The sequence below is a fragment of the Kitasatospora aureofaciens genome (assembly GCF_019192735.1).
In the GTDB taxonomy this organism is placed as follows: Bacteria; Actinomycetota; Actinomycetes; order Streptomycetales; family Streptomycetaceae; genus Kitasatospora; species Kitasatospora aureofaciens_A.
Map to the genome: position 1 here is coordinate 1 of NZ_JAHTKP010000003.1, position 26,242 is coordinate 26,242.

General features: G+C 72.6%; 28 protein-coding genes. 17 read left to right on the forward strand and 11 right to left on the reverse strand.

What is annotated here, in order from left to right; translation table 11 throughout:
* From KV557_RS03970 to KV557_RS03980, 3 genes are all read right to left on the reverse strand, one after another.
* On the reverse strand, positions 1 to 975 hold a 975-nt coding region (locus tag KV557_RS03970), incomplete at its 3' end, for a DUF5667 domain-containing protein (protein WP_218198223.1).
* Positions 976 to 1,285: 310 nt separating this feature from the next.
* Complete coding sequence (locus tag KV557_RS03975; RefSeq protein WP_374106595.1) at positions 1,286 to 2,059, reverse strand: ECF subfamily RNA polymerase sigma factor, BldN family; 774 nt, start codon at positions 2,057 to 2,059, stop codon at positions 1,286 to 1,288.
* 595 nt (positions 2,060 to 2,654) lie between these two features.
* Positions 2,655 to 3,653: an HAD family hydrolase gene (locus KV557_RS03980; RefSeq protein WP_218198224.1), complete on the reverse strand. Its 999-nt coding sequence runs from the start codon at positions 3,651 to 3,653 to the stop codon at positions 2,655 to 2,657.
* Between the two features lie 167 nt (positions 3,654 to 3,820).
* Between KV557_RS03980 and KV557_RS03985 the strand changes: the two genes are divergently transcribed.
* From KV557_RS03985 to hemB, 7 genes are all read left to right on the forward strand, one after another.
* Positions 3,821 to 4,105, forward strand: a complete 285-nt coding sequence (locus KV557_RS03985; protein WP_218198225.1) for a glutaredoxin family protein — start codon at positions 3,821 to 3,823, stop codon at positions 4,103 to 4,105.
* Between the two features lie 150 nt (positions 4,106 to 4,255).
* On the forward strand, positions 4,256 to 5,002 hold the full coding sequence (locus KV557_RS03990; RefSeq protein WP_256176930.1) for a 3'-5' exonuclease: 747 nt from the start codon (positions 4,256 to 4,258) through the stop codon (positions 5,000 to 5,002).
* 101 nt (positions 5,003 to 5,103) lie between these two features.
* Positions 5,104 to 6,003, forward strand: a complete 900-nt coding sequence (locus KV557_RS03995) for a redox-sensing transcriptional repressor Rex (RefSeq protein WP_218198226.1) — start codon at positions 5,104 to 5,106, stop codon at positions 6,001 to 6,003.
* Positions 6,004 to 6,052: 49 nt separating this feature from the next.
* Positions 6,053 to 7,393, forward strand: a complete 1,341-nt coding sequence (locus KV557_RS04000; RefSeq protein WP_218198227.1) for a glutamyl-tRNA reductase — start codon at positions 6,053 to 6,055, stop codon at positions 7,391 to 7,393.
* A 41-nt stretch (positions 7,394 to 7,434) separates the two neighbouring features.
* Positions 7,435 to 8,442 (forward strand): hydroxymethylbilane synthase, encoded by a 1,008-nt coding sequence (gene hemC, locus KV557_RS04005; protein WP_218198228.1) that lies wholly within the window; start codon positions 7,435 to 7,437, stop codon positions 8,440 to 8,442.
* Positions 8,439 to 10,106, forward strand: a complete 1,668-nt coding sequence (locus tag KV557_RS04010) for a bifunctional uroporphyrinogen-III C-methyltransferase/uroporphyrinogen-III synthase (protein WP_256176931.1) — start codon at positions 8,439 to 8,441, stop codon at positions 10,104 to 10,106. Before hemC ends, KV557_RS04010 begins: the two co-directional genes overlap by 4 nt.
* Positions 10,107 to 10,176: 70 nt before the next feature.
* On the forward strand, positions 10,177 to 11,157 hold the full coding sequence (gene hemB / locus KV557_RS04015) for a porphobilinogen synthase (protein ID WP_218198229.1): 981 nt from the start codon (positions 10,177 to 10,179) through the stop codon (positions 11,155 to 11,157).
* Between the two features lie 64 nt (positions 11,158 to 11,221).
* On the opposite strand, the gene KV557_RS04020 is transcribed toward hemB, so the two are convergent.
* The 3 genes from KV557_RS04020 to KV557_RS04030 all read right to left on the reverse strand — a co-directional run bounded on the left by KV557_RS04020 (position 11,222) and on the right by KV557_RS04030 (position 12,455).
* Positions 11,222 to 11,488, reverse strand: a complete 267-nt coding sequence (locus KV557_RS04020; RefSeq protein WP_218198230.1) for a hypothetical protein — start codon at positions 11,486 to 11,488, stop codon at positions 11,222 to 11,224.
* Positions 11,489 to 11,676: 188 nt separating this feature from the next.
* Positions 11,677 to 12,021, reverse strand: coding sequence for a rodlet layer protein (locus KV557_RS04025; protein ID WP_218198231.1), 345 nt, complete (start codon positions 12,019 to 12,021; stop codon positions 11,677 to 11,679).
* 89 nt (positions 12,022 to 12,110) lie between these two features.
* Positions 12,111 to 12,455 carry a rodlet layer protein gene (locus tag KV557_RS04030; protein ID WP_218198232.1) on the reverse strand — a complete coding sequence of 115 codons (345 nt, stop codon included), beginning with the start codon at positions 12,453 to 12,455 and terminating at the stop codon, positions 12,111 to 12,113.
* Positions 12,456 to 12,754: 299 nt separating this feature from the next.
* Between KV557_RS04030 and KV557_RS04035 the strand changes: the two genes are divergently transcribed.
* Positions 12,755 to 13,411: a hypothetical protein gene (locus KV557_RS04035; RefSeq protein WP_218198233.1), complete on the forward strand. Its 657-nt coding sequence runs from the start codon at positions 12,755 to 12,757 to the stop codon at positions 13,409 to 13,411.
* Between the two features lie 70 nt (positions 13,412 to 13,481).
* On the opposite strand, the gene KV557_RS04040 is transcribed toward KV557_RS04035, so the two are convergent.
* The 4 genes from KV557_RS04040 to KV557_RS04055 form a co-directional block, all read right to left on the reverse strand.
* The gene (locus tag KV557_RS04040; RefSeq protein ID WP_218198234.1) at positions 13,482 to 13,862 is read right to left on the reverse strand and encodes a hypothetical protein; all 381 of its coding nucleotides are present in this window, start codon (positions 13,860 to 13,862) and stop codon (positions 13,482 to 13,484) included.
* Positions 13,863 to 13,983: 121 nt separating this feature from the next.
* Positions 13,984 to 14,253 carry a chaplin gene (locus tag KV557_RS04045; protein ID WP_218198235.1) on the reverse strand — a complete coding sequence of 90 codons (270 nt, stop codon included), beginning with the start codon at positions 14,251 to 14,253 and terminating at the stop codon, positions 13,984 to 13,986.
* A gap of 109 nt (positions 14,254 to 14,362) precedes the next feature.
* Positions 14,363 to 14,605 (reverse strand): chaplin, encoded by a 243-nt coding sequence (locus KV557_RS04050; RefSeq protein ID WP_218198236.1) that lies wholly within the window; start codon positions 14,603 to 14,605, stop codon positions 14,363 to 14,365.
* A gap of 234 nt (positions 14,606 to 14,839) precedes the next feature.
* Positions 14,840 to 15,091, reverse strand: coding sequence for a chaplin (locus KV557_RS04055; RefSeq protein ID WP_218198237.1), 252 nt, complete (start codon positions 15,089 to 15,091; stop codon positions 14,840 to 14,842).
* Positions 15,092 to 15,331: 240 nt separating this feature from the next.
* Between KV557_RS04055 and KV557_RS04060 the strand changes: the two genes are divergently transcribed.
* The 4 genes from KV557_RS04060 to KV557_RS04075 all read left to right on the forward strand — a co-directional run bounded on the left by KV557_RS04060 (position 15,332) and on the right by KV557_RS04075 (position 19,598).
* Positions 15,332 to 15,571 carry a chaplin gene (locus KV557_RS04060; protein ID WP_218198238.1) on the forward strand — a complete coding sequence of 80 codons (240 nt, stop codon included), beginning with the start codon at positions 15,332 to 15,334 and terminating at the stop codon, positions 15,569 to 15,571.
* A gap of 243 nt (positions 15,572 to 15,814) precedes the next feature.
* A complete protein-coding gene (locus KV557_RS04065; protein ID WP_308129761.1) occupies positions 15,815 to 17,491 on the forward strand; it encodes an RICIN domain-containing protein in 1,677 nt (558 codons plus the stop codon).
* A 244-nt stretch (positions 17,492 to 17,735) separates the two neighbouring features.
* Positions 17,736 to 19,019 (forward strand): glycosyltransferase family 39 protein, encoded by a 1,284-nt coding sequence (locus KV557_RS04070; RefSeq protein ID WP_218198240.1) that lies wholly within the window; start codon positions 17,736 to 17,738, stop codon positions 19,017 to 19,019.
* Positions 19,020 to 19,109: 90 nt separating this feature from the next.
* On the forward strand, positions 19,110 to 19,598 hold the full coding sequence (locus KV557_RS04075) for a MarR family winged helix-turn-helix transcriptional regulator (protein WP_218198241.1): 489 nt from the start codon (positions 19,110 to 19,112) through the stop codon (positions 19,596 to 19,598).
* A gap of 335 nt (positions 19,599 to 19,933) precedes the next feature.
* On the opposite strand, the gene KV557_RS04080 is transcribed toward KV557_RS04075, so the two are convergent.
* Positions 19,934 to 20,416 carry a hypothetical protein gene (locus KV557_RS04080; protein ID WP_327678121.1) on the reverse strand — a complete coding sequence of 161 codons (483 nt, stop codon included), beginning with the start codon at positions 20,414 to 20,416 and terminating at the stop codon, positions 19,934 to 19,936.
* A gap of 456 nt (positions 20,417 to 20,872) precedes the next feature.
* On the opposite strand from KV557_RS04080, the gene hemL reads away from it, so the two are divergent.
* The 5 genes from hemL to resB all read left to right on the forward strand — a co-directional run bounded on the left by hemL (position 20,873) and on the right by resB (position 26,240).
* On the forward strand, positions 20,873 to 22,210 hold the full coding sequence (gene hemL, locus KV557_RS04085) for a glutamate-1-semialdehyde 2,1-aminomutase (protein ID WP_218198243.1): 1,338 nt from the start codon (positions 20,873 to 20,875) through the stop codon (positions 22,208 to 22,210).
* Positions 22,211 to 22,274: 64 nt separating this feature from the next.
* Positions 22,275 to 22,922 carry a histidine phosphatase family protein gene (locus KV557_RS04090; protein WP_218198589.1) on the forward strand — a complete coding sequence of 216 codons (648 nt, stop codon included), beginning with the start codon at positions 22,275 to 22,277 and terminating at the stop codon, positions 22,920 to 22,922.
* Positions 22,923 to 23,065: 143 nt separating this feature from the next.
* Entirely contained in the window at positions 23,066 to 23,680 is a 615-nt protein-coding gene (locus KV557_RS04095) for a TlpA family protein disulfide reductase (protein ID WP_218198244.1), read from the forward strand.
* A 50-nt stretch (positions 23,681 to 23,730) separates the two neighbouring features.
* The gene (locus KV557_RS04100) at positions 23,731 to 24,465 is read left to right on the forward strand and encodes a cytochrome c biogenesis CcdA family protein (protein WP_218198590.1); all 735 of its coding nucleotides are present in this window, start codon (positions 23,731 to 23,733) and stop codon (positions 24,463 to 24,465) included.
* Positions 24,466 to 24,467: 2 nt separating this feature from the next.
* Positions 24,468 to 26,240 carry a cytochrome c biogenesis protein ResB gene (gene resB, locus KV557_RS04105; RefSeq protein ID WP_308129762.1) on the forward strand — a complete coding sequence of 591 codons (1,773 nt, stop codon included), beginning with the start codon at positions 24,468 to 24,470 and terminating at the stop codon, positions 26,238 to 26,240.
* Positions 26,241 to 26,242 lie beyond the last annotated feature (2 nt).

Genomic DNA, 26,242 nt, shown 5'->3' on the forward strand with positions numbered 1-26,242 from the left:
GCCGCCCTGGGCCGGTGCGGCGCCCGTGCCGGTGCCGCCCGCCGGGGTGTCGGCGCGGGCGCCGTCGCCGGCCCGGCCGGCCGTGTCGCCGCTCGCCCCGGTGCCGGCCGGTCCACCGCTCTTGGCGGGGGGCTGGACCAGCCGCAGGGGCGCGGCGTCCTCGTTTATGTCGTCGAAGAGCTGGTTCACCAGGTGGGCCTGCTCCGTGAGTTGGACCGGCAGCTTGCCCTCCAGCTCGGTCCAGCGGCCGTCCTCCTCGTGGGCGAAGCCGGCCAGGGTGCGCACCGGGTCGAGCGAGCCGTTGCTGCGGTAGACCGAGCGCAGCAGCTCGCGGCCCTTGAGGGCGTCGGTGTGCATGTCGTCCAGCGCGCGGCGGACCTGCTCGACGGTGCCCGGGGTGAGCGAGCCGACCGTGTCGGTGCGGCCGACCAGGGTCTTGGCCTCGCCGAGCCGGGTGGCGGCGTTGTCGAGCAGCAGCTGGCCGCGCTCGGAGTCGGAGCCCGCGAGGTCGAGCCGGAGCCCTTCGAGGCCGCGCTTCATGCCGTACAGCGTGTCCCCCGGAAGGGCGCTGGTGCTGGCGGCGGCGGCGCCCGCGAGGCTGCCGACGGCGAGCCCGGCGACCAGTCCGCCGATCGCGAAGCGGCGGCTCCAGCGTCCGCGTGGCGCGGTCCGGATCGCCCGGTGCCGGCGCTGGCGGGGCACCGTGGCGCCCGGTCCGCCCGCGAAGGCCTGCTCGAACGCGGCCATCAGCTGGGCGCGTTGGACGGTCCTGACCTCCGGGTCGAGCGCCGGACCGGGCAGCGCGCCCAGCGCGCCCGCCAGATCGAGCAGTTCGCCGGTCGCGGTCGAATTCTGGCCGGTGGCACTGGTGTTGGCCGATTCGGCGTCGGCCGCGCCGCGTTGCTCTGCCTGGCGGGCCTCCAGCGCCTCGGCGAAGGCCTTCGCCCGTCGGTGCTCCAGCACGTTTGCCGTCACGGGCCACACCTCCCTTCGTCGTAGTCGACAGCCCGGCCTGCCGGACGGTTGCCTCGGCGGGCCAAAGCCACTCCATCGGGTGACAGGTCGCAATTCGGCTTGACCGTACGCCTGGTGGAGGCTTGCACGCTGGCAAACGAGCGGCGCGGGCGGTCGGTTACGCACGGCTGATCATCGGACCGTCCGTTCACCCGGACGTGTCGGGCCGCCACCGATGGTGACGGCCCGCCGGATCTGGCCCGACCGCGTATCTCCCCGTCGGAGCCCCGGGAGCCCTGTGGGCCCCGGGAAGCCTCGCTCTTCGGCCGCTTCACCGCGCGTCGGGCGGCAGCAGGCGGGCCAGGGTGCGGACCGCGCGGTACTGCAGCGTCTTGATGGCGCCCTCGTTCTTGCCCATGATCCGCGCGGTCTCGGCCACCGAGAGCCCCTGCAGGAAGCGGAGCGTGACGCACTCCTGCTGCTGCGGGTTGAGCCGTCGTACCGCGTCCAGCAGGGCCGCGTTGGAGAGCGACTCCAGCACCGACTCCTCCGGGCTGCGCTCGCACTCGTTGGAGTCGAGCATCTCGCCGGTGGTGACCTCCAGCCGGAAGCGGCTGGACTTGAAGTGGTCGGCGACCAGGTTGCGGGCGATGGTCACCAGCCAGGCGCCGAAGTCCCGGCCCTGCCAGGTGAAGGTGCCGATCCGGCGCAGCGCGCGCAGGAACGTCTCACTGGTGAGGTCCTCGGCGGTGGCCCGGCTGCCGACCCGGTAGTAGATGTACCGGTAGACGGTGTCCGCGTAGTGGTCGTAGAGCCCGCCGAAGGCCTCGCTCTCGCCTGCCTGGGCCCGCTCGACGAGCTCCATGATCGGGTTGTGCTCGGTCTCGTAGCCCGGGCTGGGCGCGGTGCGGGCCCGGCTGCGGCCCACGCCGGTGGTGCCGGTGCGGGTGCGGGAGCCGGTGCCGGCCGAGCCGGCCGCGGTGGTGCGCAGCGCCAGTCCGGCGGCGTGGGCGTGCCCGAACGGCACGCCGGCCGGGACGAGTTGGGGTGAGGCGGCGAGCTGGCTGAGCAGCAGGCTGCGCAACAGCTCCAGGCCGGTGGAGATCTGCCGGGCGGTGACCGGCCGACCGCGGAGGCCGGTGCGGGAGCGCAGGGGCGCGGACGACGGGCGGGAGGGTGCAGGCGCGTCGTTCCGGACGGGTGGGTACACGGGACTCCCAGAGGCAGAACTGTGGACGGATCACCTCCGCCTGCGCGGAGAGCACGCCCCCGCAGCCCGTTCGGGCGAGGCGCGTGGGTGACGTGCATCCAGGAGAGAATAACGCTTTGTGCAATGACAGCTACACCGTGTGGTCGAAGTGGTCGGATGGGATCCATTCCGGGTGCATATTCGGCTGACACTGACCGATCGTGTCATCGTTCATCCGGCCCAACGTGACCGAACGGGCGCCCAGGGTGACCAATTCGGCGGTCCGGCGGGCGGTTTCCCAGCCTTGGGGCCTCGTAATCGCAGACTTTCCCGGCCTGGCGAACGATCAGAACCGGTCGCCGGGTGGCAGGTTCGGACACGGGGTCCGGATGGCCGTACGGCGAGCGGCAGTTCGCCCGTACGAGGGGCCAGGTCAGGGGTGGTGTTGACGGCTGGTCACCCGTGAAGGGGAGCGCCGCCCGGGGAAGTTCGGCGGGTCCGGAACGGCGCGTCAGACGCAGCGGCGGCGCCGGTGCAGGGCGACCCCGGCCGCTGCTGCGCCCGCGAGCACGCCGAGTGCCGCCGCGGCCGGCAGCCCTACCCGGGCCGCCTTCCGCCCGGTCCGGAAGTCCCGCACTCGCCAGCCCTGGGCGCGGGCGTGCCGGCGCAGCGCGCCGTCCGGGTTCACCACGTACGGGTGGCCGACCAGCGAGAGCATCGGGATGTCGTTGGCCGAGTCGCTGTACGCGGCGCAGCGGTCGAGGTCCAGCCGCTCCCGGCGGGCCAGCGCGCGCACCGCCGCCGCCTTGGCGGGGCCGTGCAGCAGCTCGCCGACCAGCCGGCCGGTGTAGAGCCCGTCCTCGGCCTCGGCGACGGTGCCTAGCGCGCCGGTCATGCCGAGCCGGTGGGCGATCACCTGGGCCACCTCCAGCGGGGCGGCGGTGACCAGCCAGACCCGCTGGCCGGCGTCCAGGTGCATCTGGACCAGGGCGCGGGTGCCGGGCCAGATCTTGTCGGCGACGACCTCCTCGAAGACCTCCTCGCAGAGCGCCTCCAGGTCGGCGGTCCGCTTGCCGGCCACCAGGCCGAGTGCGGTGTGCTGCGCGTCGGAGATGTGGTCCGGGTCCTCGGCGCCGTGCAGCCGGAACCAGGCCTGCTGCCAGGCGAAGCGGGCGATGTCGCGGCGGGTGAGGAAGCCGCGCCGGTAGAGGCCGACGCCGAGGTAGAAGATGGCGGCGCCGCGCAGGATGGTGTTGTCGCAGTCGAAGAAGGCGGCGGCGTGCGGGTCGTCCGGCTCGGGGGTGTGGTTCCCGGCCGGGGCCTTGGGGGCTTTCCCGGGCTTGCCCGGGGCCGCTGCCGGGGCTTCCGCGACGGTGCTCCCGGGCGTGGTGTCCGGTGCCGGCTCGGCGTGCAGGGCCGCCTCCGCCGCCTCGGCCGCGGCCTCGCCCGCCAGGGCGGTCCGCTCGGTGGTGGAGCGCCTTGCGTGGGTGAGCCTTCGGAGCACGGCCATGCCACCGAGCATAGCCAGCCGGGCGCGGAGCGGCCGTGACGGCGGCGTGCCCGTGCGGTGAACACCGGGCAGCCCGGGCCCCTCCCCGCGGTGCCCGCTCCCGGGCGAAAGGTGCCGGTGAAAGCTGCGTGCGAGAGGTGCGCGTGAGAGGGGCGCACAATGGCCGGGTGAGCCCACTGCTGCGACGTGACAAGAGCCCCAAGCCCGCGCCGGCGGACCGTACCGTGACCCTGGTCGGCAAGCCGGGCTGCCACCTGTGTGACGACGCCCGGGAGGTGATCGTCCGGGTCACGGGCGAGCTGGGCGCGACCTTCGAGGAGAAGGACATCACCCAGGACGAGGAGCTGTACCGCCGGTACTGGGAGCAGATCCCGGTCACCCTGATCGACGGCCGCCAGCACGACTTCTGGCGGGTCGACGAGCGCCGCCTGCGCGCCGGGCTGGGCGCCTGAGGACCTCCGGGACCCCCGTCGACCGGCGGGGGCGCTTCGCCGAATCGTTGCCAAAGACACTCCGGTTCGGCGTGGGTCGGGGCGTGTTCGTCGGCTTACGATCGAACTCGTTTGCGCCCATGGGGGGCTGAGCACGCGAGGAGTGCCGCCATGCTTCCCGGCTCGACCCCTGGGATGCCCGTCGCCCCCGAGGGGTCCCGGGGCTTCGCGGTGGTGGACGTGGAGGCGACCGGCCGCAGCCCGTGGCGGCACCGGGTGGTCGAGATCGCGGTGGTGCTGCTGGACGAGGAGCTGCGCCCGGAGACGGAGTTCGCCACCCTGCTCGACCCGCTGGGCCCGGTCGGCCCGACCCACGTCCACCGAATACGCCAGGCGGACGTGGAGGGCGCCCCGCGCTTCCGGGAGATCGCGCCGCGGCTGCTGGAACTGCTGGCCGGCCGGGTGCTGGTGGGGCACCACGTCAGCTGCGACCACGCCTTCCTGGACCGCGAGTTCGCCCGGATCGGGGTCCCGCTGCCGCCCGTCCCGCTGCTGTGCACGATGGGGCTGGCCCGCGCCCACCTGCCGGAGGCCCGCGGCCACGGCCTGGCGGCCTGCGTGGAGGCGGCCGGCCTCGGCTGGTACCCGGCGCACACCGCGCTGGGCGACGCCCGGGTGACCGCCGAGCTGCTGCGCCACTGCGTCGGCGCCCCGTCCTGCCCGCCGGACGACTGGGCGGTCCCCCTGCGCGAGGCGGCCCGGGTGCCGTGGCCGCGGCTGGGCCGGGCCCGCTCCCGCCCGTCCGGGGCGCCCGTCCCGCTGCTGCGCCGGGAGGCGCCGTCCGGCCCGTGGCTGCCCGGGGTGCCCGCCCCGGCCGTGGTGCTGTCGGACCGCGGTGCTATGGGGTCCACGGCGTGATGCGCATCACTGTGCGGGGACAAAACGGACACCATCTTTGTGCACACGTTCACAAACGCATAGCCTGGCAGTCAAAGCCCAGCTTCACCCACAGGAGCACCGTGGCAATCGGCCGATCACCACAGAGCAGTTCGCAGACGCCCGACCAGGGCGCCGCGCGCCGACCCTCGCGTGCCCGGGGCATCCCGGAGGCGACCGTCGCCCGCCTCCCCCTCTACCTGCGGGCGCTCACCGCGCTCTCCGAGCGCTCGGTGCCGACCGTCTCCTCCGAGGAACTGGCCGCCGCGGCCGGCGTGAACTCGGCCAAGCTGCGCAAGGACTTCTCCTACCTCGGCTCCTACGGCACCCGCGGCGTCGGCTACGACGTCGAGTACCTCGTCTACCAGATCTCCCGCGAACTCGGCCTGACCCAGGACTGGCCGGTCGTCATCGTCGGCATCGGGAACCTCGGCCACGCCCTCGCCAACTACGGCGGCTTCGCGTCCCGTGGCTTCCGGGTCGCCGCCCTGCTGGACGCCGACCCCAACGTGGTCGGCAGCAGCGCGGCCGGCCTGCCGGTGCGGCACATGGACGAGCTGGAGTCGATCGTCGAGAGCCAGCACGTCTCGATCGGCGTCATCACGACCCCGCCCGGCGCCGCCCAGCAGGTGTGCGACCGCCTGGTCGAGGCCGGCGTCACCAGCATCCTCAACTTCGCCCCGACCGTGCTGACCGTCCCGGACGGCGTGGACGTGCGCAAGGTGGACCTCTCCATCGAGCTGCAGATCCTGGCCTTCCACGAGCAGCGCAAGGCCGGCGAGGAGCCCGACCGCACCGAGTCGGTGCTGGACCGCGCCCCGGGCCCGGTCCGGGCGGCGGCCGCCAAGCTGCGCCGCGCGGCCGGCGGCAGCGGCAAGGGCCGCGCCGCCGCCGAGACCGCGGCCAAGGACCAGGCCGAGCAGGCCAAGGGCAAGACCGCCAAGGGCGGCGAGGGCGATCTCTCCGCGGTGATGCCCGCATGAACGGTGTGGTTCGCATGAACACAGAGATCTGTGGCACCAGGGGGCGGGCGTGAGTCTTCTCGTCGTAGGACTGAGCCATCGCACGGCCCCGGTCGGCGTGCTGGAGCGCGCCGCGCTGACCGGTGACGTCCCGACCCGACTGCTGCACGACGCGGCGGCCACCGCGACCGTCGCCGAGGCCGCGCTGCTCAACACCTGCAACCGGATCGAGCTGTACGCGGACGTGGACAAGTTCCACGCCGGCGTCGCCGAGCTGTCGCTGCTGCTGGCCCACCACAGCGGGGTGGACCTGGAGGAGCTGACCTCCCACCTGTACGTCCACTACGAGGACCGCGCCGTCCACCACCTGTTCTCGGTGGCCTGCGGCCTGGACTCGATGGTCGTCGGCGAGGGCCAGATCCTCGGCCAGCTGCGCGACGCGCTGGCCAAGGCCCAGGAGGAGCACACCGCCGGGCGCGGCCTGAACGAGCTGTTCCAGCAGGCGCTGCGGGTCGGCAAGCGGGCGCACAGCGAGACCGGCATCGACAAGGCCGGCCAGTCGCTGGTGACCTTCGGCCTGGAGCAGGTCGCGGCCGGGGCGGGCGAGATCGCCGGCAAGCGGGCCCTGGTGGTCGGCGCCGGCTCGATGAGCTCGCTGGCCGCCGCCACCCTGGTCCGCTCCGGGGTCACCGACCTGCTGGTCGCCAACCGGACGCCCGCGCGCGCCGAGCGCCTGGTCGAGATCCTCGGCCCCGAGGTGGCCCGCACCCTCGACCTGGCCAAGGTGCCGGAGGCGCTGGCCGACGTCGACCTGGTGATCTCCTGCACCGGCGCGGCCGGTGTGGTGATCCGGGCCGAGGACGTCGCCGCCGCGGTCGCCGTGAGGACGTCCGACCGCCCGCTCGCCCTGCTCGACCTGGCCATGCCGCGCGACGTCGACCACGCCGTGCACGAGCTGCCCGGCGCCCTGCTGGTCGACCTGGAGAGCCTCTCCCACGCGCACGCCGCCACCCCCGGCGCCGGGGACGTGGACGCGGTCACCCGGATCGTCGCCGACGAGGTCGCCGCGTTCGGCGCCGCCCAGCGGGCCGCCCGGATCGCGCCGACCGTCGTGGCGCTGCGGGCGATGGCCTCCGACGTGGTCGCCGCCGAGCTCGGCCGGCTGGACTCCCGGCTGCCCGACCTGGACGAGCGCTCCCGCGCCGAGATCACCCAGACCGTCCGCCGCGTCGTCGACAAGCTGCTGCACGCGCCGACCGTGCGGGTGAAGCAGCTCGCCGCCGAGCCCGGCGGCGCCTCCTACGCGGACGCCCTGCGCGAGCTGTTCGACCTCGACCCGGCGGCTGTGCACGCCGTGTCGGGCACGCCCGTCGGCGGCCGGCCCCAGCCCTCCGGCGGGAGCGCCGGATGAACCGTCAGCCATCCCACGAGTACCACCGGGACGATCACCTCATGAATGGTCAACCGATCACGGAGCAGGCTCCGGCCGCCACCGCCCTGCGGCTCGGCACCCGGCGCAGCGCGCTCGCCATGGCCCAGTCGGGCATGGTCGCCCGCGAGGTGACCAGGCTCACCGGGCGCCCCGTCGAGCTGGTCGAGATCACCACCTACGGCGACACCTCCCGGGAGGCGCTGGCCCAGATCGGCGGCACCGGCGTGTTCGTCTCCGCGCTGCGGGACGCACTGCTGGAGGGCCGGATCGACTTCGCCGTGCACTCGCTGAAGGACCTGCCGACCGCCGCCCCCGAGGGCCTGGTGCTGGCCGCCGTCCCGGAGCGCGAGGACGTCCGGGACGCCCTGGTCGTCCGCGAGGGCCTGACCCTCGACGAGCTGGTGGAGAAGCTGGCCGGCGCCGGTCGTCCGGCCCGGATCGGCACCGGCTCGCCGCGCCGGATGGCCCAGCTGAACGCCTGGGCCGCCGCCCGCGGCGCCGCCCTGGAGACCGTCGCGATCCGCGGCAACGTGGACACCCGGATCGGCTTCGTGACCAGTGGCGAGCTGGACGCGGTGGTGCTGGCCACGGCCGGCCTGAACCGGCTCGGCCGCAGCGCCGAGATCTCCCAGCACCTCGACACCGAGCTGATGATCCCGGCCCCCGGCCAGGGCGCGCTCGCGATCGAGTGCACCACCGCCAACACGGAGCTGACCGCCGCACTCGGCGCCCTCGACCACGCCCCCACGCGGGTCGCGGTGGCCGCCGAGCGCGCGCTGCTGGCCACCCTGGAGGCCGGCTGCTCGGCGCCGGTGGCCGCGCTGGCCACCTGGGGCCATTCGTACGAACTGCAGCTGGAGGGCGTGGTCGGCACCCCCGACGGCGCCACCCTGCTGAAGATGTCCGCCAACGGTCCGATCGTCCTCGACGAGACCGCCGAGCAGCAGGCGGCGGCCCTCGGCCGCGCGCTGGCCGCCCGGCTGCTCGACGCGGGCGCGGCCGCCCTGATGGGGGAGCGAGCCCGATGAGCCCCACCGCCGCCACCGACAGCCCGTTCCCGGGCGACAGCCCCTTCCCGGGCGGGCCGGCCGCCGCCGGCCGGTGCACCTTCCTGGGCGCGGGCCCCGGGGACCCGGGGCTGCTGACCCTGCGCGCGGTCGAGGTGCTGTCCTCGGCCGACGTCCTGGTCGCCGACCCGCTGACCGCCGCCGCCGTGCGCAGCCACTGCCCGGCCGGCGTGCAGGTGCACACCCCGGCCGCCGAGGGCACCGACTTCGACCTGGCCAGGCTGGTCGCCGAGGCCGTGCGGGCCGGCAAGCACGTGGTCCGGACCGTCGACGGCGACCCGGGCCTGGACGGCTGCGCAGCCGAGGAGATGCTCAGCTGCGCGGGCGGCGGGATCCCGTTCGAGGTGATCCCGGGCGTCGCCCAGTCGGTGGGCGTGCCGGCGTACGCGGGTGTCCCGCTGCGCGGCGCGGCCGGCACCGACGTCCGCTTCGTCGACGGCGCCGCGCTGCTGGCCGGCAGCCCGGTGGACCTGGGCGCGCCGGAGACCACCCTGGTGGTCCGTACGACCCTGGGCCAGCTACCGGCCACCGCCAACGCGCTGGTCTCCAACGGCCGTAAGCCGGAGTCGGCGCTGAGCGCGACGCTGTCCGGCACCACCACCCGCCAGCGCACCTTCACCGCCACCCTGGCCACCATCGCGGCCGACCTGAAGGTGGCCCGGGTGCTGCCCTCGCCGGTCTCCGCCCCGGTGGACCCGGCCACCTCGGTGATAGCCGTGGTGGGCGAGCAGGTCGCCCACCGCTCCTCGCACTCCTGGTTCGAGACCAAGCCGCTGTTCGGCTGGAACGTGCTCGTCCCGCGCACCAAGGAGCAGGCCACCGGCCTGTCCGAGCAGCTGCGCTCGTACGGCGCGGTGCCGCAGGAGGTGCCGACCATCGCGGTCGAGCCGCCGCGCACCCCGCAGCAGATGGAGCGGGCCATCAAGGGCCTGGTCACCGGCCGCTACGAGTGGATCGCCTTCACCTCGGTGAACGCCGTCCGCGCGGTCCGGGAGAAGTTCGAGGAGTACGGCCTGGACGCCCGCGCGTTCGCCGGGATCAAGGTCGCGGCGGTCGGCGAGACCACCGCGCAGGCCCTGGTGGACTTCGGCGTGAAGCCGGACCTGGTGCCCTCCGGCGAGCAGTCCGCGGCCGGGCTGCTGGAGGACTGGCCGCCGTACGACCCGGTGTTCGACCCGATCGACCGGGTGCTGCTGCCGCGCGCCGACATCGCCACCGAGACCCTGGTGGCCGGCCTGGTCGAGCTGGGTTGGGAGGTCGACGACGTGACGGCGTACCGGACGGTGCGCGCCTCGCCGCCGCCGGCCGAGACCCGCGAGGCGATCAAGGGCGGCGGCTTCGACGCGGTGCTCTTCACCTCGTCCTCGACCGTGCGCAACCTGGTCGGCATCGCCGGCAAGCCGCACAACGTCACGGTCATCGCCTGCATCGGCCCGGCCACCGCCAAGACCGCCGAGGAGCACGGACTGCGGGTCGACGTGATGGCCCCGGCCCCGTCGGCGGCGGCGCTGGCCCAGGCGCTGGCAGACTTCGGGGCCAGGCGCCGCGACGCCGCGACGGCCGCCGGTGAGCCGGTCTACCGGCCCAGCGAGCGCCGTCCGGGCTCGCGCCGCAAGGCCCGCTGACACCCTGTCGGGACCCGGGGGCGGCGATCCGTCGCCCCCGGCGCTGCACAACCGTTCGGAGAGAGAAGCCGTGTCCGCTGAATTCCCGTACGTTCGTCCCCGCCGGCTGCGCCAGAGCCCGGCGATGCGCCGCCTGGTCGCCGAGACCCGGCTGCACCCGGCGGAGCTGATCCTGCCGCTGTTCGTCCGCGAGGGCGTCAGCGCGCCGGTCCCGGTGACGTCGATGCCGGGCGTGCTCCAGCACACCCGGGACACCCTGCGCAAGGCCGTGGTCGAGGCCGCGGAGGCGGGCCTCGGCGGCGTCATGCTGTTCGGCGTGCCGGCGAAGCAGGACGCGATCGGCAGCGAGGGCACCAACCCGGACGGCATCCTCCAGCAGGCGATCCGGGACGTCGTCGCCGAGGTGGGCGACGCCCTGGTGGTCATGTCGGACCTGTGCCTGGACGAGTACACCGACCACGGCCACTGCGGCGTGCTGGCCGCCGACGGCAGCGTGGACAACGACGCCACCCTGGAGCGCTACGCCGAGATGGCCCGGGTGCAGGCCGACGCCGGCGTCCACCTGGTCGGCCCGTCCGGGATGATGGACGGCCAGATCGCGGTGGTCCGCCGGGCGCTGGACGAGGCCGGGCACCAGGACGTGGGCATCCTCGCCTACACCGCCAAGTACGCCTCGGCGTTCTACGGCCCGTTCCGCGAGGCGGTCGGCTCCTCGCTCAAGGGCGACCGCAAGACCTACCAGCAGGACCCGGCGAACGCCCGCGAGGCGCTGCGCGAGCTCCAGCAGGACGTGGCCGAGGGCGCGGACCTGGTGATGGTGAAGCCGGCCATGGCCTACCTGGACATCCTGCGCCAGGTCGCCGACGCCTCGCCGGTGCCGGTCGCGGCGTACCAGGTGTCCGGGGAGTACGCGATGGTCGAGGCCGCGGCGGCGAACGGCTGGATCGACCGGGAGCGGATGATCATGGAGACGCTCACCTCGATCCGCCGGGCCGGGGCCGGGCAGATCCTCACCTACTGGGCGGTCGAGGCCGCCGCGATGCTCAAGTAGCGTCCGCCGCACGGCAGAAGGCCGGGCCCCTCCCGCGAGGAGGGGCCCGGCCTTCGTCGTCCGCCTACCGCCAGCCGTTGAGGTGGGCGAAGCCCTTCGCGCCGCCGGCCACGTCCTCGTCGGTGGCGGCGCCCCAGCCCTGGCCGCCGGTGAGGATGTGCGACGTGTGGGCGACGCCCGCCCACTGCTGGGCCGCGAACGGCTGGTCGGCCGAGGCGACGAACTCGGTGCCGCCCGCCACGCCGACGTGCGCGAACGCCGGGGTGGCGGCACCCGCGAGCGCCAGCGCGGCGGTGGCGGTCAGCGCGGCCTTGGCCAGCTTGCTCTTCATGGTTCTGCCCTCTCTTCGGGAGCGCCTCGGCGGGCGCTCTGCCTCTGACACGTGATCACGCGACCGGCGCGTGATCACCCGACCGGGCCGCACCCGTTCGGCGGCCCGGCCGGACACTCGTCCGTACAGCCCGGAGGGCCCGGGGAGACCTTCCTCCCCGGGCCCTCCGTCGGTCCCATGCCCCTGGATCAGCCGATCAGGTGCGAGACACCCGCGTCGCCCGAGGACTGGGTGTTCTGGCCGACGTTGCAGATCTGCTTCGGGGTGCTGTTCAGGACGGGCACCTCGACCGGAACCGCGACGCCGATGACGGCGACGGCGATGTTGTGGACCTCCGGCAGGCAGACGTTCGCGTTGTCCAGGGTGTGGAAGTTCGGGCTGGCGTTGCCGTGGGTGCCGGTCTGGTTGGTGCCACCGTTGCCCTGGACCGAGGTGGCGGCGCCGTCCGAGTCGGCGATGGCGGAGGCCGAGCCCGCGGACATCGCGATGGCGGCGGCGGCCAGGCCGGCGGCGGCGAGGGACTTCTTGATCATTTCCGGTTTTCCTCTCAAGGGGTGAATCGGGGAGCGATTCGAGGGTGGTTCAGGGAGTGGTGCTGGGGGAGTGCGGCTGTGGGGGAGCGTCAGCCGACGAGGTGGGAGACGCCCCCGTCGCCGTGGCTCTGGGTGCCCTGGCCCTGGGTGCAGTACTGCTTGCCACCGCTGTTGGCGATCGGCACCTCGACCGGGACGGCCACACCGAGGACGCCCACGGCGATGTTGTGGACCTCGGGGAGGCAGATGTTCGCGTTGTCCAGGAAGTGGAAGTTCGGGCTGTTGTTGCCGACGGTGCCGGTGAAGTTGGTGCCGCCGTTGCCCTCGATGGAGGCGGCGGCGCCGTCCGCGTCACCGATGGCGGTGGCCGGCGCGGCGGCGGCGGCCAGCGCGGCGATGGCCAGGCCGGCGGCGGCGAAGGACTTCTGGATCATGGGGAGATCCCTCTCTGAAATGCTCTCTGGTTTCCGTGCGTACAACGCGTAGAACGCTCAGACCCGGTCTGCAGTCACTGACGTCCAGATCAAAGAATGACGGCACGGAAGGTTACGGGGATTTTTGAAAAGAGTCCGGGAGGCGCGTCCGGGAGTGGTTTCCGATGGGATTATTAGGCCGAACCGGTTAACCGCCGCAATCCGTACTCCCGGTCACTCGTTGGCAGATTGCTTTCCGGCTGCGTCGCAGCCGCTCCTCCCAGAGATCTCCAGTACGGACAGGCAGAACGGTGAAAAGCATGAAGTTCTCCAAGCGGGCCGGCGCGATGCTGCTGGCGGTCGGTGCGGGCATGCTCGCCTCCCAGGGACCGGCCTCCGCGGCCTCGGTCAGCCCCGACCAGGTCGGGGCCCTGGAGGACAAGCTGGCCACCCAGCAGGTCCCGGCGGACGTGCCGCTCACCCCGCTGGGCAGCCACCTCACGGCCGGCATCCCGACCTCGCTGGTCATGCCGCCCGCGCCGGGCCGTACCACCAGCACCGAGCTGATCCCGGACCGGCTCATCCCCGAGCTGCGCACCGGCAAGGTGGGCCCGAGCGCCAAGGCCGACCTGCCGGTCCCGCTGGTGGACCAGGGCGCCGACGTCGGCAAGGTGCTGCTTGAGGCCCCGGCCGCCCCGCTGCACACCGACACCCCCGGCCTCGCGCTCGGCAAGCCGCTCTCGCTCGCCCAGGACGGCACCGGCCAGCTGGCCGACGGCCGGCTGAAGGTGGACGAGATCGACCCGCGGCTGGTCACCGGCGCGGTGCAGGCGGTGCCGGGCGCCACGGCGACCCTCGGCGACGAGCACCACCGGATCTCGGTCACCGACGAGGTGAGCGACCTGGCCACGACCACCACGGCCACCACCACCGGCGTGGTGCAGCAGACCGGGCTGACGGACCTGACGCAGCTCTGAGCCCACACCCGCGAGAGCCCGGCACCCCGTTCGCGGCGGGGGTGCCGGGCTCTCTCGCGCGCTTCGCGGCTCAGCCGGGCAGGGCGCCCGTCAGGCCGCCGACCAGCGGGAGGTCCTTGACGCCGCCGCCGGCGCTCAGCGGGCCGGTCAGCGTGCCGGTGCCGACCGGTGCCACACCCTGGTCGGGCTGGACGGTCGCGCCGTTGTTGAGCACGTCGGCGGAGGAGTTCGCCCACGGGTCCAGGCGCAGGCTCTTGACCGGCGCGATGCCGTAGCCGAGGCCGGAGGTCGTCCCGTTCAGCGCCTGGCCCACGTCGGTCTTCGCCAGCGTGGCCGGGCCGCCCTGGGGTGCCGGGTGTGCGGTGGTGGCGGCCTGCGCCGAGCCTGCGCCGAGCAGCATCGCGGCTCCGACGGCGGCGGCGAGGCCGGCCCCGGTCTTCTTCGAAACCATGCGGAATCACCCTTCGGTGGATCGGGGTCCCGGCCGGCCACCCGCCGTCCGGGGATGCCGAACTGCCCCCCGGCCGGGCTGGTCGGGGGGCAGTTCGGCCGGAACGCGTGCCGATCGGGGATCAGCAGTCGTCCGCGGGCTTCGGGTGCATGTCCACGTTGGCGCAGCTGTTGCCGAACGCCGGGTTCAGGGCGCCGATCACGTTGACGGAGTTGCCGCACAGGTTGATCGGGATGTGCACCGGCACCTGGATCTGGTTGCCGGAGATGACGCCGGGGGAGCCGGCGGCCACGCCCTCGGCGCCGGAGCTGGCGGCGGCGGAGCCCGCCGCGCCGAGCACCAGGCCGGCGGCGGCGGCGGAGAGGACGGCGACCTTCTTCACGTTCTGCATGGGGGTTGATCTCCTCGATCACACACGGGTGGAGCGTGCCGCACTCCGGTCGTGCGGGGCGCGGCACGGGCTCGGTAAATCAGCGGTCGCCGGTGCGGCGACAGCCGGTTCAGCCCAGGTTGGCGCACTGGTTGCCGAACGCCGGGTTCAGCAGGCCGATCACGTTGACGGTGTTGCCGCAGATGTTGATCGGGATGTGCACCGGAATCTGGAGCTGATTGCCGGAGAGCACGCCGGGCGAGCCGGCGGCCACGCCCTCGGCGCCGGAGCTGGCGAACGCGCCGCCGGCCGCGCCGACGACCAGGCCGGTGGCGGCCAGCGACAGGGCGGCGGCCTTCTTGAGGTTACGCATGTTCTTTCCTCCGTTTTCTGCCCGACGGATGGGAAATGTCGGGAGCCGGGCGAGCAGGAATACTCACCCGCTGGCTTCTGGGATTGCCGTGATTGTCACTCCGGCGGCGTAACACCGGCGTGTTCCGCCCATGGCTCGGGCGTCGACGCGGCCGCCGCGTTGCAGCGCCTCGCGAACAATTCCCGCACGGCCGGGAACGGTTCGGGTAAAGGCGCGACCAGGAGGAATTCCCGGTCAGGCGTTCAGGCAGTGGTTGCCGAACGCCGGGTTCAGGGCGCCGATCACATCGACCGAGTTGCCGCACAGGTTGACCGGGATGTGCAGGGGGATCTGCACGGAGTTGCCCGAGACGACGCCGGCCGAGCCGGCCGCGACACCCTCGGCGGACGCGCCGTGCAGGTGGTGGGCGGACGCGGCGCCTGCGCCGGCGGCGAGCAGGGCGGCGGTGGCCGCGGTGCCGACGACGCCGTGGGCGAGCTTGCGCATGGGCGGTGACTCGATTCGTGTGTAGGGGGCCGGGTGAAGCGTGTTCCGCCTGAGAGAACGAGGCAGGGGCCGAGGGGAAACGGTCCGGTCCGCTGATCACCCGAATGCCCGTCACCGTCGCTGTTAGCCCGGTCGGGTGACAGTGGGCACGGTGTCGCAACCGGGTCGGGTGGGTCTCGTTCTAGATGTCGCACTCCCCGTGCATCCCTGTTGAACAGGTTGAACAGTCAGGAGGCTCGAATGAGCATCAAGAAGACGGCCGCCGTCGGTGCCGCCGTGGTGGGAATCGTGGCCGCCGGCGCCGGTTCCGCGATGGCCAGCTCCGGCGCCGAGGGTGTCGCCGCGGGTTCCCCCGGTGTCATCTCCGGCAACCAGGTCCAGATCCCCGTGCACATCCCGGTCAACCTGTGCGGCAACTCCGTCGACGTTGTCGGCCTGCTGAACCCGGCGTTCGGCAACCACTGCGCCAACCTGGGCTGAGCCCGCGTCCGGTTCGGCCGGTACGAGCCGCCGCTCCGCGCTTCCCTCCTGGGGTGCGGGACGGCGGCTTTCGGCATGTCCGGGGGCGCTCGGCCGGCTGCCGGAGCGTCAACGTCCGGTGCTGTCACAAGCCTTGTTGCGTTACTTGTCAGTACCTAGAATATGAGACCTGCTCACCTTTCTTGCTCCGCGTCGCTCGGCACCCCAAGCCGGGCGGCCCCCCACCCCCGCAAGGAGACGCGTGTGATCAGGTCACGACTGTCTGCGGCGAGACGACCCCGGACGGTGGCGCGCCGCTCCCCGTACGGCGCGCTGCTCGCCACCGGCGCCCTCGTCGCCACCCTCGGCCTGGCAGGTGCTCCCACCGCCCTCGCCGACACCGCCCCCGCCTCCGGCAGCGCCCGCCCGGCCGCGATCGTCGCCCTCGGCGACAGCGCCATCTCCGGCGAGGGCGCCGGCACCGACACCGGCGACGGCTACTTCCCGGAGACCGACACCCCTACCAACTACTGCCACCGGCACCCGAAGTCGGAGATCTTCGTCACCGACATCCCCGGGGTCACCCCGATCGACCTCGCCTGCTCCGGCGCCCAGACCGGCGACCTGGTCAGCGACCCGGAGCTGGCCAAGGTCACCGGCTCCGGCAGCGGCGACTTCGGCGAGCCCAAACAGGACGTCAAACTCGCCGAGGTGGCTGGCAAGTACGACGTCAAACTGGTCGTCGTCACGATCGGCGCCAACGACGACTTCGACTTCAGCGGGATCATGATGCACTGCCTCGCGCAGTACTTCCCGATCCCGAAGAGCCAGGGCTGCCGGGACACCATCGGCAGCGCCGACATCGCCCAGCGCGCCAAGCGGGTCCAGCCCAAGGTCGTCGCCGCGCTGCAGAACATCCGGCAGACCATGCGGAAGGCCGGCTACGCGGACTCCTCGTACCAGCTGGTCTACCAGTCGTACTTCAACCCGATCACCCCGGACATCCGGCGCAACGACTACCTCGGCAAGATCGCCGACGGCTGCCCGGCCTTCCCCGAGGACCTGGCCTGGGGCCACAACTGGGTGGTGCCGACCTTCAGCGACGCGCTGCGCGGCGCGGCCGAACAGGTGCCCGGCGTCCGGTACCTGGACCAGCGGCGGGTCGCCTTCGGGCACGAGGTCTGCGCCGAGTGGACCAGCTCGCCGTACGAGTACAGCAACGGGGACGTCATCAACCTCTCCGAGTGGGCGCGCAACGGCTGCGACTCGCAGATCGGCATCCCCGGCCTGTGCATGAACATGGTCCGCCAGTCGTACCACCTGCGGGTGGCCGGCTACCGCGGCGAGGGCGTCTGCCTCGGCCAGTTCTTCGCCCGGCCCGACCAGCAGCAGGCCTACTGCACGCTCAACCAGCAGAACACCACGTCCATCCAACCCCTCACCCCCGGACAGCCGTTCGGCGACGTCCCCGAGGACGGCGCCTGGTACCAGCTCACCAACGCGGCCACCGGCAATGCGCTCGACCTCAGCGGCGGCGGCACCTACGGCGACTCCACCGACGGCCGGGCCGCCATCAGCTACCCGGCCACCGGCGGGCTCAACCAGTCGTTCGTCCTGGAGGTGAAGGCGGGCGGCAGCTACGAGCTCGACTTCAGCGGCAACCGGAACATGTGCCTGGACGCCGACGCCACCTCCACCGCCGTCGGCACCCGGATCCAGCAGTGGGGCTGCAACGGCGGCGGCAACCAGCACTGGGTGTTCAAGCCGGCCGGCGGCGGCCGCTACACGGTGGCCGACTCGCAGGACCAGAGCAAGGTGCTCACCGCCGGCGGCGGCCTCGACGCCCAGGGCAACCCCCTCGTCGCGCTCGCCACCGACACCGGCGCGGCCAACCAGCTCTGGCAGCTCACCAAGCTCGGCATCGTCTACCTCCACGGCTGAGCGCTCCACGGCTGAGCGCTCCACGGCTGAGCGCTCCACGGCTGAGCCCTCCACGGCTGAGCCACCCCGCCCCCGGTCCGCCGCCGCCCCCGCCGAGGGCGGCGGCGGACCCGCCGTTCCGGTGCGCCGACGGGCTTGCGACCCCGCCGCTCCGGGCCCGCTCGGGCCGGTGTCGTAGGCTCACACGACGCCGCCGCGTTCGTTGGCGCGCCGACCACCAGCCGGGCGGGGAGAGCCAGAGCAGATGAGCACGGCATCGAGCACCGAGTCGTCCAACGCCGAACCGGGCACGCCGACGCCCGGGCCGACGAGTGAGCGGCCCGACGAGGAGCAGACCCGGGCGCCGGGCCGGTTCGGTGCCCTGGTGGACCGCTTCGCGCCCGCGCTCGGCGCGTACGCGGTGGTCAAGGCCACCGGCCTGACCGTCTTCATGATGCTGCTGTCGCACACCGGGGACTTCCTGAAGAAGGACCCCGGCCGCGGCGGCGGCGCCCAGCCGTGGGACGTGCTCGGCACCTGGGACGGCATCTGGTACCAGCGGATCGCCGAGAACGGCTACAACCCCCAGCTGATCCCGGTGCACGGCTTCCCGCTGGCCACCTACTACGAGAACTCCGCCGCCTTCTTCCCGCTCTACCCGTGGCTGATGCGGCTGGTCGGCGCGATCACCGGACTCGGCCCGTACGGTTCTGGCATCGTGGTCTCGGTGCTCGCCTCGTTCGTCGCGGTGGCCGGCATCTTCGCGGTCGCCGAGCGGCTCGGCGGCTTCCGGGCGGGCGTGATCGCCGCGGTGGTCTGGGGCCTGTTCCCGGGCTCGGGCGTCGAGTGGGCGGTCTACTCGGACTCGCTGTTCGTCGCGCTGTCCGCCTGGGCCTGCTACTGCGTCATGACCCGCCGCTGGGTGGCGGCCGGCCTGCTGACCCTGGCCGCCGGCCTCAACCGCCCGACGGCCGCCGCCCTGATCGCCGCCGTCTCGATAGCCGCCCTGGTGGCGCTCATCCGGCGCACCGACGGCGTCAAGCGCCCGCTGTTCGCGATGCTGATCACGCCGTGGGGCCTGATCTGGTACGTCGCCTGGGTCGGCTACCGGATGGGGGACTGGGGCGGCTACTTCAAGCTCCAGCGCGGCGCCTGGAACCGCTACTTCGACTGGGGCGCCTCCACCTTCCGCTCGATTCTCGACGTGGTCACCGGCCACTGGAACTTCTGGCAGTCCAATCCCGCCCCCGACCTGATCGCGATCGCGCTGCTGATCGCCCTGCCCGGCCTGCTGGTACTGCTGCTGCGGCTCCGGCCGCCACTGGTCCTGGTGATCTACACGATGCTCACCATCTTCACCGCGCTGAGCAGCAACCAGATCTTCGACAACATCTCGCGCTACCTTCTGCCGGCCTTCCCGCTCTGCATCGGCCTGGCGGTCGCGCTGCGCCGGGTGCGGACCTCCTCGCTGGTCGGGCTGTTCGTGATGCCGGCCATCGCGGCGGGCTGGTACGCCGGGTACGCGCTGTTCGAGCTGGGCATTCCGTAGGCCCGCCTTCCGTAGGCCAGGCCCGGGACGCGCGGGTGGTTGGCAACGGGATCATCCGCCAGCAGACGGCACGTTGCTAACCTCGGACGTATGACGACCACCCCGCCCGTGCGGCAGATCCCCGACATCGCCGGCTTGCTGGACCACGCGAGCCACGTGCTGGCGACCCGGATGGCGTCGGCCTTCACCGAGCTCGGGATCACCCCCCGCGCATACTGCGTGCTGTTCCACGCGCAGGAGGCCGAGCGCACCCAGATCCAGCTGGCCGAGCTGTCCGACCTGGACAAGACGACCATGGTGGTCACCGTCGACGAGCTGGAGAAGGCGGGCCTGGCCGAGCGCCGCCCGTCCGCCGCCGACCGCCGGGCCCGGATCATCTCGGTCACCGAGGCGGGCGAGCGCGCCGTCGAGCAGGGCACCGCGATCGCCGACCGGGTGCACCGGGAGGTGCTGGAGGCGCTGCCCGAACCGGAGCGCGACGTGTTCGTGTCGGCCCTGACGCGGCTGGTGGACGGGCATCTGGCGGAGCCGGTGGAGAGCGAGCGGACGGTCCGGCGCGCGCGCCGCGCCCGGGGCTGACGCGGCCCCCGGATCTGCTCCGGAGACTCACCGCCGCCTCGCTGCTCTGCGCCGTCGCCACGAGCCAGGGCATGCTGGCCGGTCTGACGCTGCTGGTAGCCGCGCTCGCGCTGCTCACCCGGCTGCCTGCGGACGCGAACCGCGTGCTCGACCTACCGTCAACAGGGCTTCATCGCAGGACAGTTGAGGCTATCCCGAACACCATCCGTGGTGCGGGCGGGTGCACTCGTCGGTGGCGCCCCCAGCAGTGGAAGAGCGGCATTGAACCGGCCGCGGGCTCGCTCGCCCGCGGCCGATGCCATATCCGTTGTCAACAATCCCCCGCTGTGCCTCTGTTACGGCCACACCAGGCAGTACAACTGGTGCCCGGCGTCGTGCAGCCGGTTCGCGAAGTCCTGCCATTCGTGGAGCATGCTGTAGATCACGAAGGCGTCACGCGGACCGCGGCGGTCGGGGACGGTGGACCAGATGAAGGCGGCGGCGCCGAGCTCGGTCTCGTCGGCCTTGCGGAGCGGTTCGACGACGTTCTGCGGGAGCTGGACGACGGCGTAGTCGGGGTGCAGCACGACGAGTTCCAGCGGCGGGACCTGGTGCAGCGGGACGCCCTGGATGCCGGTGAGGACCATGGCGCTCATGGTCTCCGGCTTGATCTTGGTGGAGAGGTGGCCGTTGGGGGACCCGCTGGTCTCCATCAGGTCGCCGAGGCGCCCCAGCGAGCCGAGTTCGCCCGCGTCCAGCCCGAGTCCGCCGGGGCCGAGCGCGGTGGGGACTCTGGCGGCGGTCGCGCGGTCCGGTGCGCCGAAGTACTTGTACGTCACCCCCACGCGTCCCTCACCCCGCCTCTCGCCGCCGCGGCGACCACGACCCGTCCCCGCTCCCGTACCCCCGCGTGCGGTCTCGGCGGGCCTGCGGGAGCCTCCCGCGGCCTCGTCGTAACCGTCCTGCGCCTCGGACACTCGGACCATCCTCACCGGAATTCGCCGGAATCGACAGACCCCCGCACGCCCGGCGTCCCTCCGGACGTGCTCCTTACCCGTCATGCGCCGCCGTACCCACTCGCGGGCCGTACCCACTAGAGGTACACGGCAGTCCTCTCCACACCCCTGCACACAACCGGAGCGCCTGCGCACTCTGAGTGCACAGTCTGACTGGTCCCCGCTCGGGAGCAGTCAGCGGCCCCTTCTGTACGGACAACCGTACAGACAACGGTGCCCGGATCATCGTTCCAGATGATCGGGTCCGACATGCAGAGGTCAAGGACACGATTTGAGACCATGTCTCCCGTGAGCTACCCCTACGAAGCCCCCCAGTCCCAGTCGCTCTTCGACCGCGCCTCGGTCGTCACGCCCGGCGGCGTCAACTCCCCGGTGCGCGCCTTCCGCGCGGTCGGCGGCACGCCGCGCTTCATGGTGTCCGGCACCGGTCCCTACCTCACCGACGCCGACGGCCGCGAGTACGTCGACCTGGTGTGCTCGTGGGGTCCGATGATCCTCGGCCACGCGTACCCCGCGGTGATCGACGCGGTGCAGCGGGCGGTCGCCCTCGGCACCTCCTTCGGCACGCCCGGCCAGGGCGAGGTCGAGCTGGCCGAGGAGATCGTCGGCCGGGTCGCCCCGGTCGAGCAGGTCCGCCTGGTCTCCTCCGGCACCGAGGCCACCATGTCCGCGATCCGGCTCGCCCGCGGCTTCACCGGCCGGGCGAAGATCGTGAAGTTCGCGGGCTGCTACCACGGTCACGTGGACGCCCTGCTGGCCGCCGCCGGTTCCGGCGTGGCCACCTTCGGCCTGCCGGACACCCCGGGCGTCACCGGCGCCCAGGCCGGCGACACCATCGTGCTGCCGTACAACGACCTCGCCGCGGTCGAGCAGGCCTTCGCCGCCCACCCGGGCGAGATCGCCTGCGTCATCACCGAGGCCTCGCCCGGCAACATGGGCGTCGTCCCGCCGCTGCCCGGCTTCAACGCCGGCCTGGCCCGGCTCTGCCGGGACAACGGCGCGCTGTTCATCTCGGACGAGGTGATGACCGGCTTCCGCGTCTCCAAGGCCGGCTGGTACGGCCTGGAGGCGGCGCACGAGGGCTGGGGGCCGGACCTGCTGACCTTCGGCAAGGTCATGGGCGGCGGCTTCCCGGCCGCGGCCTTCGGCGGCCGCGCCGACGTGATGGCGCACCTGGCCCCCGCCGGCCCCGTCTACCAGGCGGGCACCCTGTCCGGGAACCCGATCGCCACCGCGGCGGGCCTGGCCCAGCTGCGCGGCTGCACCGACGAGGTGTACGCGACGGTGGACCGGGTCGCCGCCGAGGTCTCCGGCCTGGTGTCGGAGGCGCTCACCAAGGAGGGCGTGGCGCACCGGCTGCAGACCGCCGGGAACATGTTCTCGGTGTTCTTCACCGAGGCCGCGGTCACCAACTACGACGAGGCGAAGACCCAGGAGGCGTACCGTTTCACCGCCTTCTTCCACGCGATGCTCGCCGAGGGCGTCTACCTGCCGCCGTCCGCCTTCGAGTCCTGGTTCGTCTCGGCGGCCCACGACGGGAAGGCGATCGAGCGGATCGCCGCCGCTCTGCCGGCGGCCGCGCGTGCGGCCGCCGCGGCCACGGCCCCGACGTCCTAAGTTCACCCCGAGCCAGCAGGAGTACCGAGAAGTGAGCGCCAAAGAGATCACCGTCGTCCACCTGATGCGGCACGGTGAGGTGCACAACCCGGAGGGCATCCTGTACGGCCGCCTGCCGGGCTACCGCCTGTCCGACCTCGGCCGGCAGATGGCCGAGCGGGTGGCCGAGGACCTGGCCGGCCGGGACATCACCCACGTGGTGGCCTCCCCACTGGAGCGGGCCCAGGAGACCGCAGAGCCGATCGCCAAGTCGCACGGCCTGGAGATCGCGGTGGACGAGCGGCTGATCGAGGCGGACAACATCTTCCAGGGGAAGACCTTCGGCGTCGGCGACGGCTCGCTGAAGAACCCGGGCTACTGGAAGTACCTCACCAACCCGTTCAAGCCGTCCTGGGGCGAGCCCTACCTCGACCAGGTGGTGCGGATGATGGGCGCGCTCGGCGCCGCCCGGGACGCCGCGCGCGGGCACGAGGCGGTCTGCGTCAGCCACCAGCTGCCGATCTGGATCGTCCGCTCGTTCGTCGAGCGCCGCCGGCTCTGGCACGACCCGCGCCGCCGGCAGTGCTCGCTGGCCTCGCTGACCAACTTCACCTTCGAGGGCGACAGGATCGTGTCGGTCGGCTACCGCGAGCCGGCACGGGACCTGCTGCCGGCGCACCTGGTCGGCAAGGGTGGCAAGGGCAAGCCGGTGGGCAAGAGCTTCGGCGCGTAGGGCCTCGCACGGCCTGTAAGCGGTACGTAAATATGGGGCCGGGCCGCGCCACGCGGTCCGGCCCCGCCGCAGGTCAGAGGGGGTGTGGCGCGCAATGTCGGACCCCCCCGAACCTGCTCGGAACTCCATGCGAAACTTTTCACATGTCTGCCATGGCGCGCCCCCGTCCCCGTGTCGCCGCAGCCGCCGCCACTGCCGCCGCCGCTGCGCTCGTCCTCACCGGCTGTTCCTCGTCGGCCTCGTCGAGCAGCGGTGAGGGCCAGCTCGGGTTCGTCACCGTCAAGGGCACCAACATCTCCAAGGCGGACATCGGCAAGCGCGAGGACGCCCCGGACATCTCCGGGGAGACCCTGGAGGGGCAGCAGGCCAAGCTCTCGGACTACCGGGGCAAGGTCGTCGTGCTGAACGTCTGGGGCTCCTGGTGCGGCCCCTGCCGCGCCGAGGCGAAGTACCTCCAGGCGATCTCGGAGAAGTACAAGGACCAGGGCGTCCAGTTCCTCGGCGTGAACACCCGCGACTCCGAGAAGACCAACGCCATCCGCTTCGAGCAGGAGCAGGGCGTCACCTTCCCGAGCATTTACGACCCGGCCGGCACCCAGCTGCTCAAGTTCCCCAAGGGCAGCCTCAACCCGCAGTCCATCCCGACCACCCTGATCGTCGACCGGGACGGCAAGCTCGCCGCGCGAGGCGTCGGCGGGCAGACCGACGACGGCCTGGAGTCGATGCTCCAGCCGGTGCTCGCGGAGCAGAAGCAGTGAGTCCGGGAGCCGCCGGTACCGCCCTGCAACTTGCCGACACCACCACGACCATGCAGAGCGGGGCGCTGCTGGTGGCCGCGCCGATCGCGCTGCTGGCCGGCCTGCTCTCGTTCTTCTCGCCCTGCGTGCTGCCGCTGGTCCCGGGCTACCTCTCGTACGTCACCGGTTTCTCCGCCGCCGACCTCGCGGACGCGCGCGGGGCCAGACGCGGCCGGATGCTGGCCGGGGTGCTGCTGTTCATCCTGGGCTTCACCGCGGTCTTCGTCTCCACCGGCGCGCTGTTCGGCTACTTCGGCCAGGAGCTGCGGGACTACAAGCGGACCATCGACATCGTGCTCGGCGGGCTCACCATCGTCATGGGCCTGGCGTTCATGGGCCTGGTGCCGGGGCTGAGCATGCGCGAGGTGCGCTCCCACCGCCGCCCGGCGGTCGGCCTGCTGGGCGCGCCGATGCTGGGCGTGGTGTTCGGCGTCGGCTGGACGCCCTGCATGGGCCCGACCCTGACCGCCGTCCAGAACCTGGCGCTCAACCAGGCCGACGCCCAGCGTGGCGCCTTGCTGACGACCGTTTACTGCTTGGGCCTCGGCGTACCGTTCATCCTGGCCGCGCTGGCCTTCCGCCGGGCTCTCGGCGCCTTCGGCTGGGTCAAGCGGCACTACCCGCTGGTCATGCGGATCGGTGGCGGCATGCTCGTCGCGGTCGGTCTGCTGCTCGTCACCGGGGTCTGGGACTCGCTGGTGAGCGAGCTGCAGAACACCACCGCCGACTTCCAGATCGGAATCTGACCGTGAGCAACACCACGACCGAGACCGAGCTGCCCCCGGCATCGGACGACGCGGAGGCCGAGCGGCTCAGCACCGCCCCCGTCGAGTCCGACGGCCCCACCGGCATAGGGGTGTTCGGCTGGCTGCGCTGGATGTGGCGCCAGCTGACCTCGATGCGGGTCGCGCTGATCCTGCTCTTCCTGCTCTCGCTGGCCGCCATCCCGGGCTCGCTGATCCCGCAGAACGGCCAGAACCAGTTCAAGGTCGAGACCTGGAAGGCGCAGCACACCACGGTCGCGCCGATCTACCAGAAGCTCCAGCTGTTCGACGTCTACAGCTCGATCTGGTTCTCCGCGATCTACATCCTGCTGTTCGTCTCGCTGGCCGGCTGCATCGTTCCGCGCACCTGGCAGTTCGTCGGTGTGCTGCGGGCCCAGCCGCCGGCCGCGCCGCGCAACCTGACCCGGATGCCGGTCTACGCGGCCTGGCGCACCGGGGCGGACGCCGACACGGTGAGCGCCGCCGCCCACCGGCTGCTCCGCAAGCGCCGGTTCCGGGCCAACCTGGCCGGCGGCGCGGTGGCCGCCGAGAAGGGCTATCTGCGCGAGGTCGGCAACCTGCTGTTCCACCTGTCGCTGTTCGCACTGCTCGGCGGCTTCGGCTGGGCGAGCCTGGCCAGCGGCACCGGCGGCAAGCTGATGGTGGAGGGCGACGGCTACTCCAACACCATCACCCAGCTCGACGACTTCACCGGCTCGTCCTTCTACACCAGCGACGACCTGGACCCCTTCTTCCTCAAGCTGAAGGGCTTCACGGCCAAGTTCCAGGACAAGGGCGACCAGATCGGCGCCGCCCGGCAGTTCACGGCGAACGTCGAGTACTACGCCGGGGACGACGCGTCGAAGCTCAGGCAGGGCACGATCGAGGTCAACCACCCGCTGGACATCGGCGGCAGCAAGGTCTACCTGATCGGCCACGGCTACGCCCCGGTCATCACCGTCCGCAACAGCAACGGCGACGTCGTCTACACGGGCGCGACGCCGTTCCTGCCGCAGGACGCCAACCTGACCTCGACGGGTGTCGTGAAGGTCTCCGACTACGGCATGGGACCCAAGGGCACCAAGACCCAGCTGGGCTTCTCGGGCTTCTTCCTGCCGACCGCCCCGGTGAGCTTCGAGGGCACCGGCCCGGTCTCGCTGTTCCCGGGCGACGCCGCCCCGGAACTGGTGCTGAACGCCTTCGAGGGCGATCTGGGCACCGACTCCGGCCTGCCGCAGAACATCTACCAGCTGAACACGCGGAAGATGACCCAGCTGACGCAGGACGAGCAGCCGGCCAAGGCCAGGCTCAAGCCGGGTCAGGGCTGGACCCTGCCGGACGGCTACGGCAGCGTCACCTTCGAGGGCTACAAGCAGTGGGCCAGCTTCAACGTCTCGCACCGGCCGGGCAACGAGATCGCCCTGACCGGCGCGGTGCTGGCGATCCTCGGCCTGATCGGCTCGCTGTTCGTGCAGCGCCGCCGGATCTGGGTGCGGGCGGTCGCGCTGCCGGAGGGCGGCACCCTGGTCGAGCTGGCCGGGCTGGCCCGCAGCGAGTCGGCGAAGATCGCCGAGGAACTGGCCGAACTCGCGGTGGACCTCCAGGACGACGCCCCCGCAGCGGACGACGAGTCCGACACCGGTGACGCCGGGACCGAGGACCCCCCAACCGATGACCCCGAGGCCGACGGCGATCCCGAGGCCCCGGAAGCACCCGCAGACCCCGCAGCCCCTGCCGACCAGAACTCCAAGGAGTAGAC

Excerpts from the sequence above, each read along its gene's own strand:
- KV557_RS04090 (WP_218198589.1), top strand. The coding sequence starts at position 22,275 with ATGCGGCACGGTGAGGTGCACAACCCGGAGGGCATCCTGTACGGCCGC.
- KV557_RS03990 (WP_256176930.1), top strand. The coding sequence starts at position 4,256 with ATGCTTCCCGGCTCGACCCCTGGGATGCCCGTCGCCCCCGAGGGGTCC.
- KV557_RS04025 (WP_218198231.1), bottom strand. The coding sequence starts at position 12,021 with ATGATCAAGAAGTCCCTCGCCGCCGCCGGCCTGGCCGCCGCCGCCATC.
- KV557_RS04035 (WP_218198233.1), top strand. The coding sequence starts at position 12,755 with ATGAAGTTCTCCAAGCGGGCCGGCGCGATGCTGCTGGCGGTCGGTGCG.
- hemL (WP_218198243.1), top strand. The coding sequence starts at position 20,873 with ATGTCTCCCGTGAGCTACCCCTACGAAGCCCCCCAGTCCCAGTCGCTC.
- KV557_RS04010 (WP_256176931.1), top strand. The coding sequence starts at position 8,439 with ATGAGCCCCACCGCCGCCACCGACAGCCCGTTCCCGGGCGACAGCCCC.
- KV557_RS04095 (WP_218198244.1), top strand. The coding sequence starts at position 23,066 with ATGTCTGCCATGGCGCGCCCCCGTCCCCGTGTCGCCGCAGCCGCCGCC.
- KV557_RS04100 (WP_218198590.1), top strand. The coding sequence starts at position 23,731 with ATGCAGAGCGGGGCGCTGCTGGTGGCCGCGCCGATCGCGCTGCTGGCC.
- KV557_RS04045 (WP_218198235.1), bottom strand. The coding sequence starts at position 14,253 with ATGCAGAACGTGAAGAAGGTCGCCGTCCTCTCCGCCGCCGCCGCCGGC.
- KV557_RS03980 (WP_218198224.1), bottom strand. The coding sequence starts at position 3,653 with ATGGCCGTGCTCCGAAGGCTCACCCACGCAAGGCGCTCCACCACCGAG.
- KV557_RS04020 (WP_218198230.1), bottom strand. The coding sequence starts at position 11,488 with ATGAAGAGCAAGCTGGCCAAGGCCGCGCTGACCGCCACCGCCGCGCTG.
- hemC (WP_218198228.1), top strand. The coding sequence starts at position 7,435 with ATGAATGGTCAACCGATCACGGAGCAGGCTCCGGCCGCCACCGCCCTG.
- KV557_RS04075 (WP_218198241.1), top strand. The coding sequence starts at position 19,110 with ATGACGACCACCCCGCCCGTGCGGCAGATCCCCGACATCGCCGGCTTG.
- KV557_RS04050 (WP_218198236.1), bottom strand. The coding sequence starts at position 14,605 with ATGCGTAACCTCAAGAAGGCCGCCGCCCTGTCGCTGGCCGCCACCGGC.
- KV557_RS04040 (WP_218198234.1), bottom strand. The coding sequence starts at position 13,862 with ATGGTTTCGAAGAAGACCGGGGCCGGCCTCGCCGCCGCCGTCGGAGCC.
- KV557_RS04070 (WP_218198240.1), top strand. The coding sequence starts at position 17,736 with ATGAGCACGGCATCGAGCACCGAGTCGTCCAACGCCGAACCGGGCACG.
- KV557_RS04060 (WP_218198238.1), top strand. The coding sequence starts at position 15,332 with ATGAGCATCAAGAAGACGGCCGCCGTCGGTGCCGCCGTGGTGGGAATC.
- KV557_RS04030 (WP_218198232.1), bottom strand. The coding sequence starts at position 12,455 with ATGATCCAGAAGTCCTTCGCCGCCGCCGGCCTGGCCATCGCCGCGCTG.
- KV557_RS04055 (WP_218198237.1), bottom strand. The coding sequence starts at position 15,091 with ATGCGCAAGCTCGCCCACGGCGTCGTCGGCACCGCGGCCACCGCCGCC.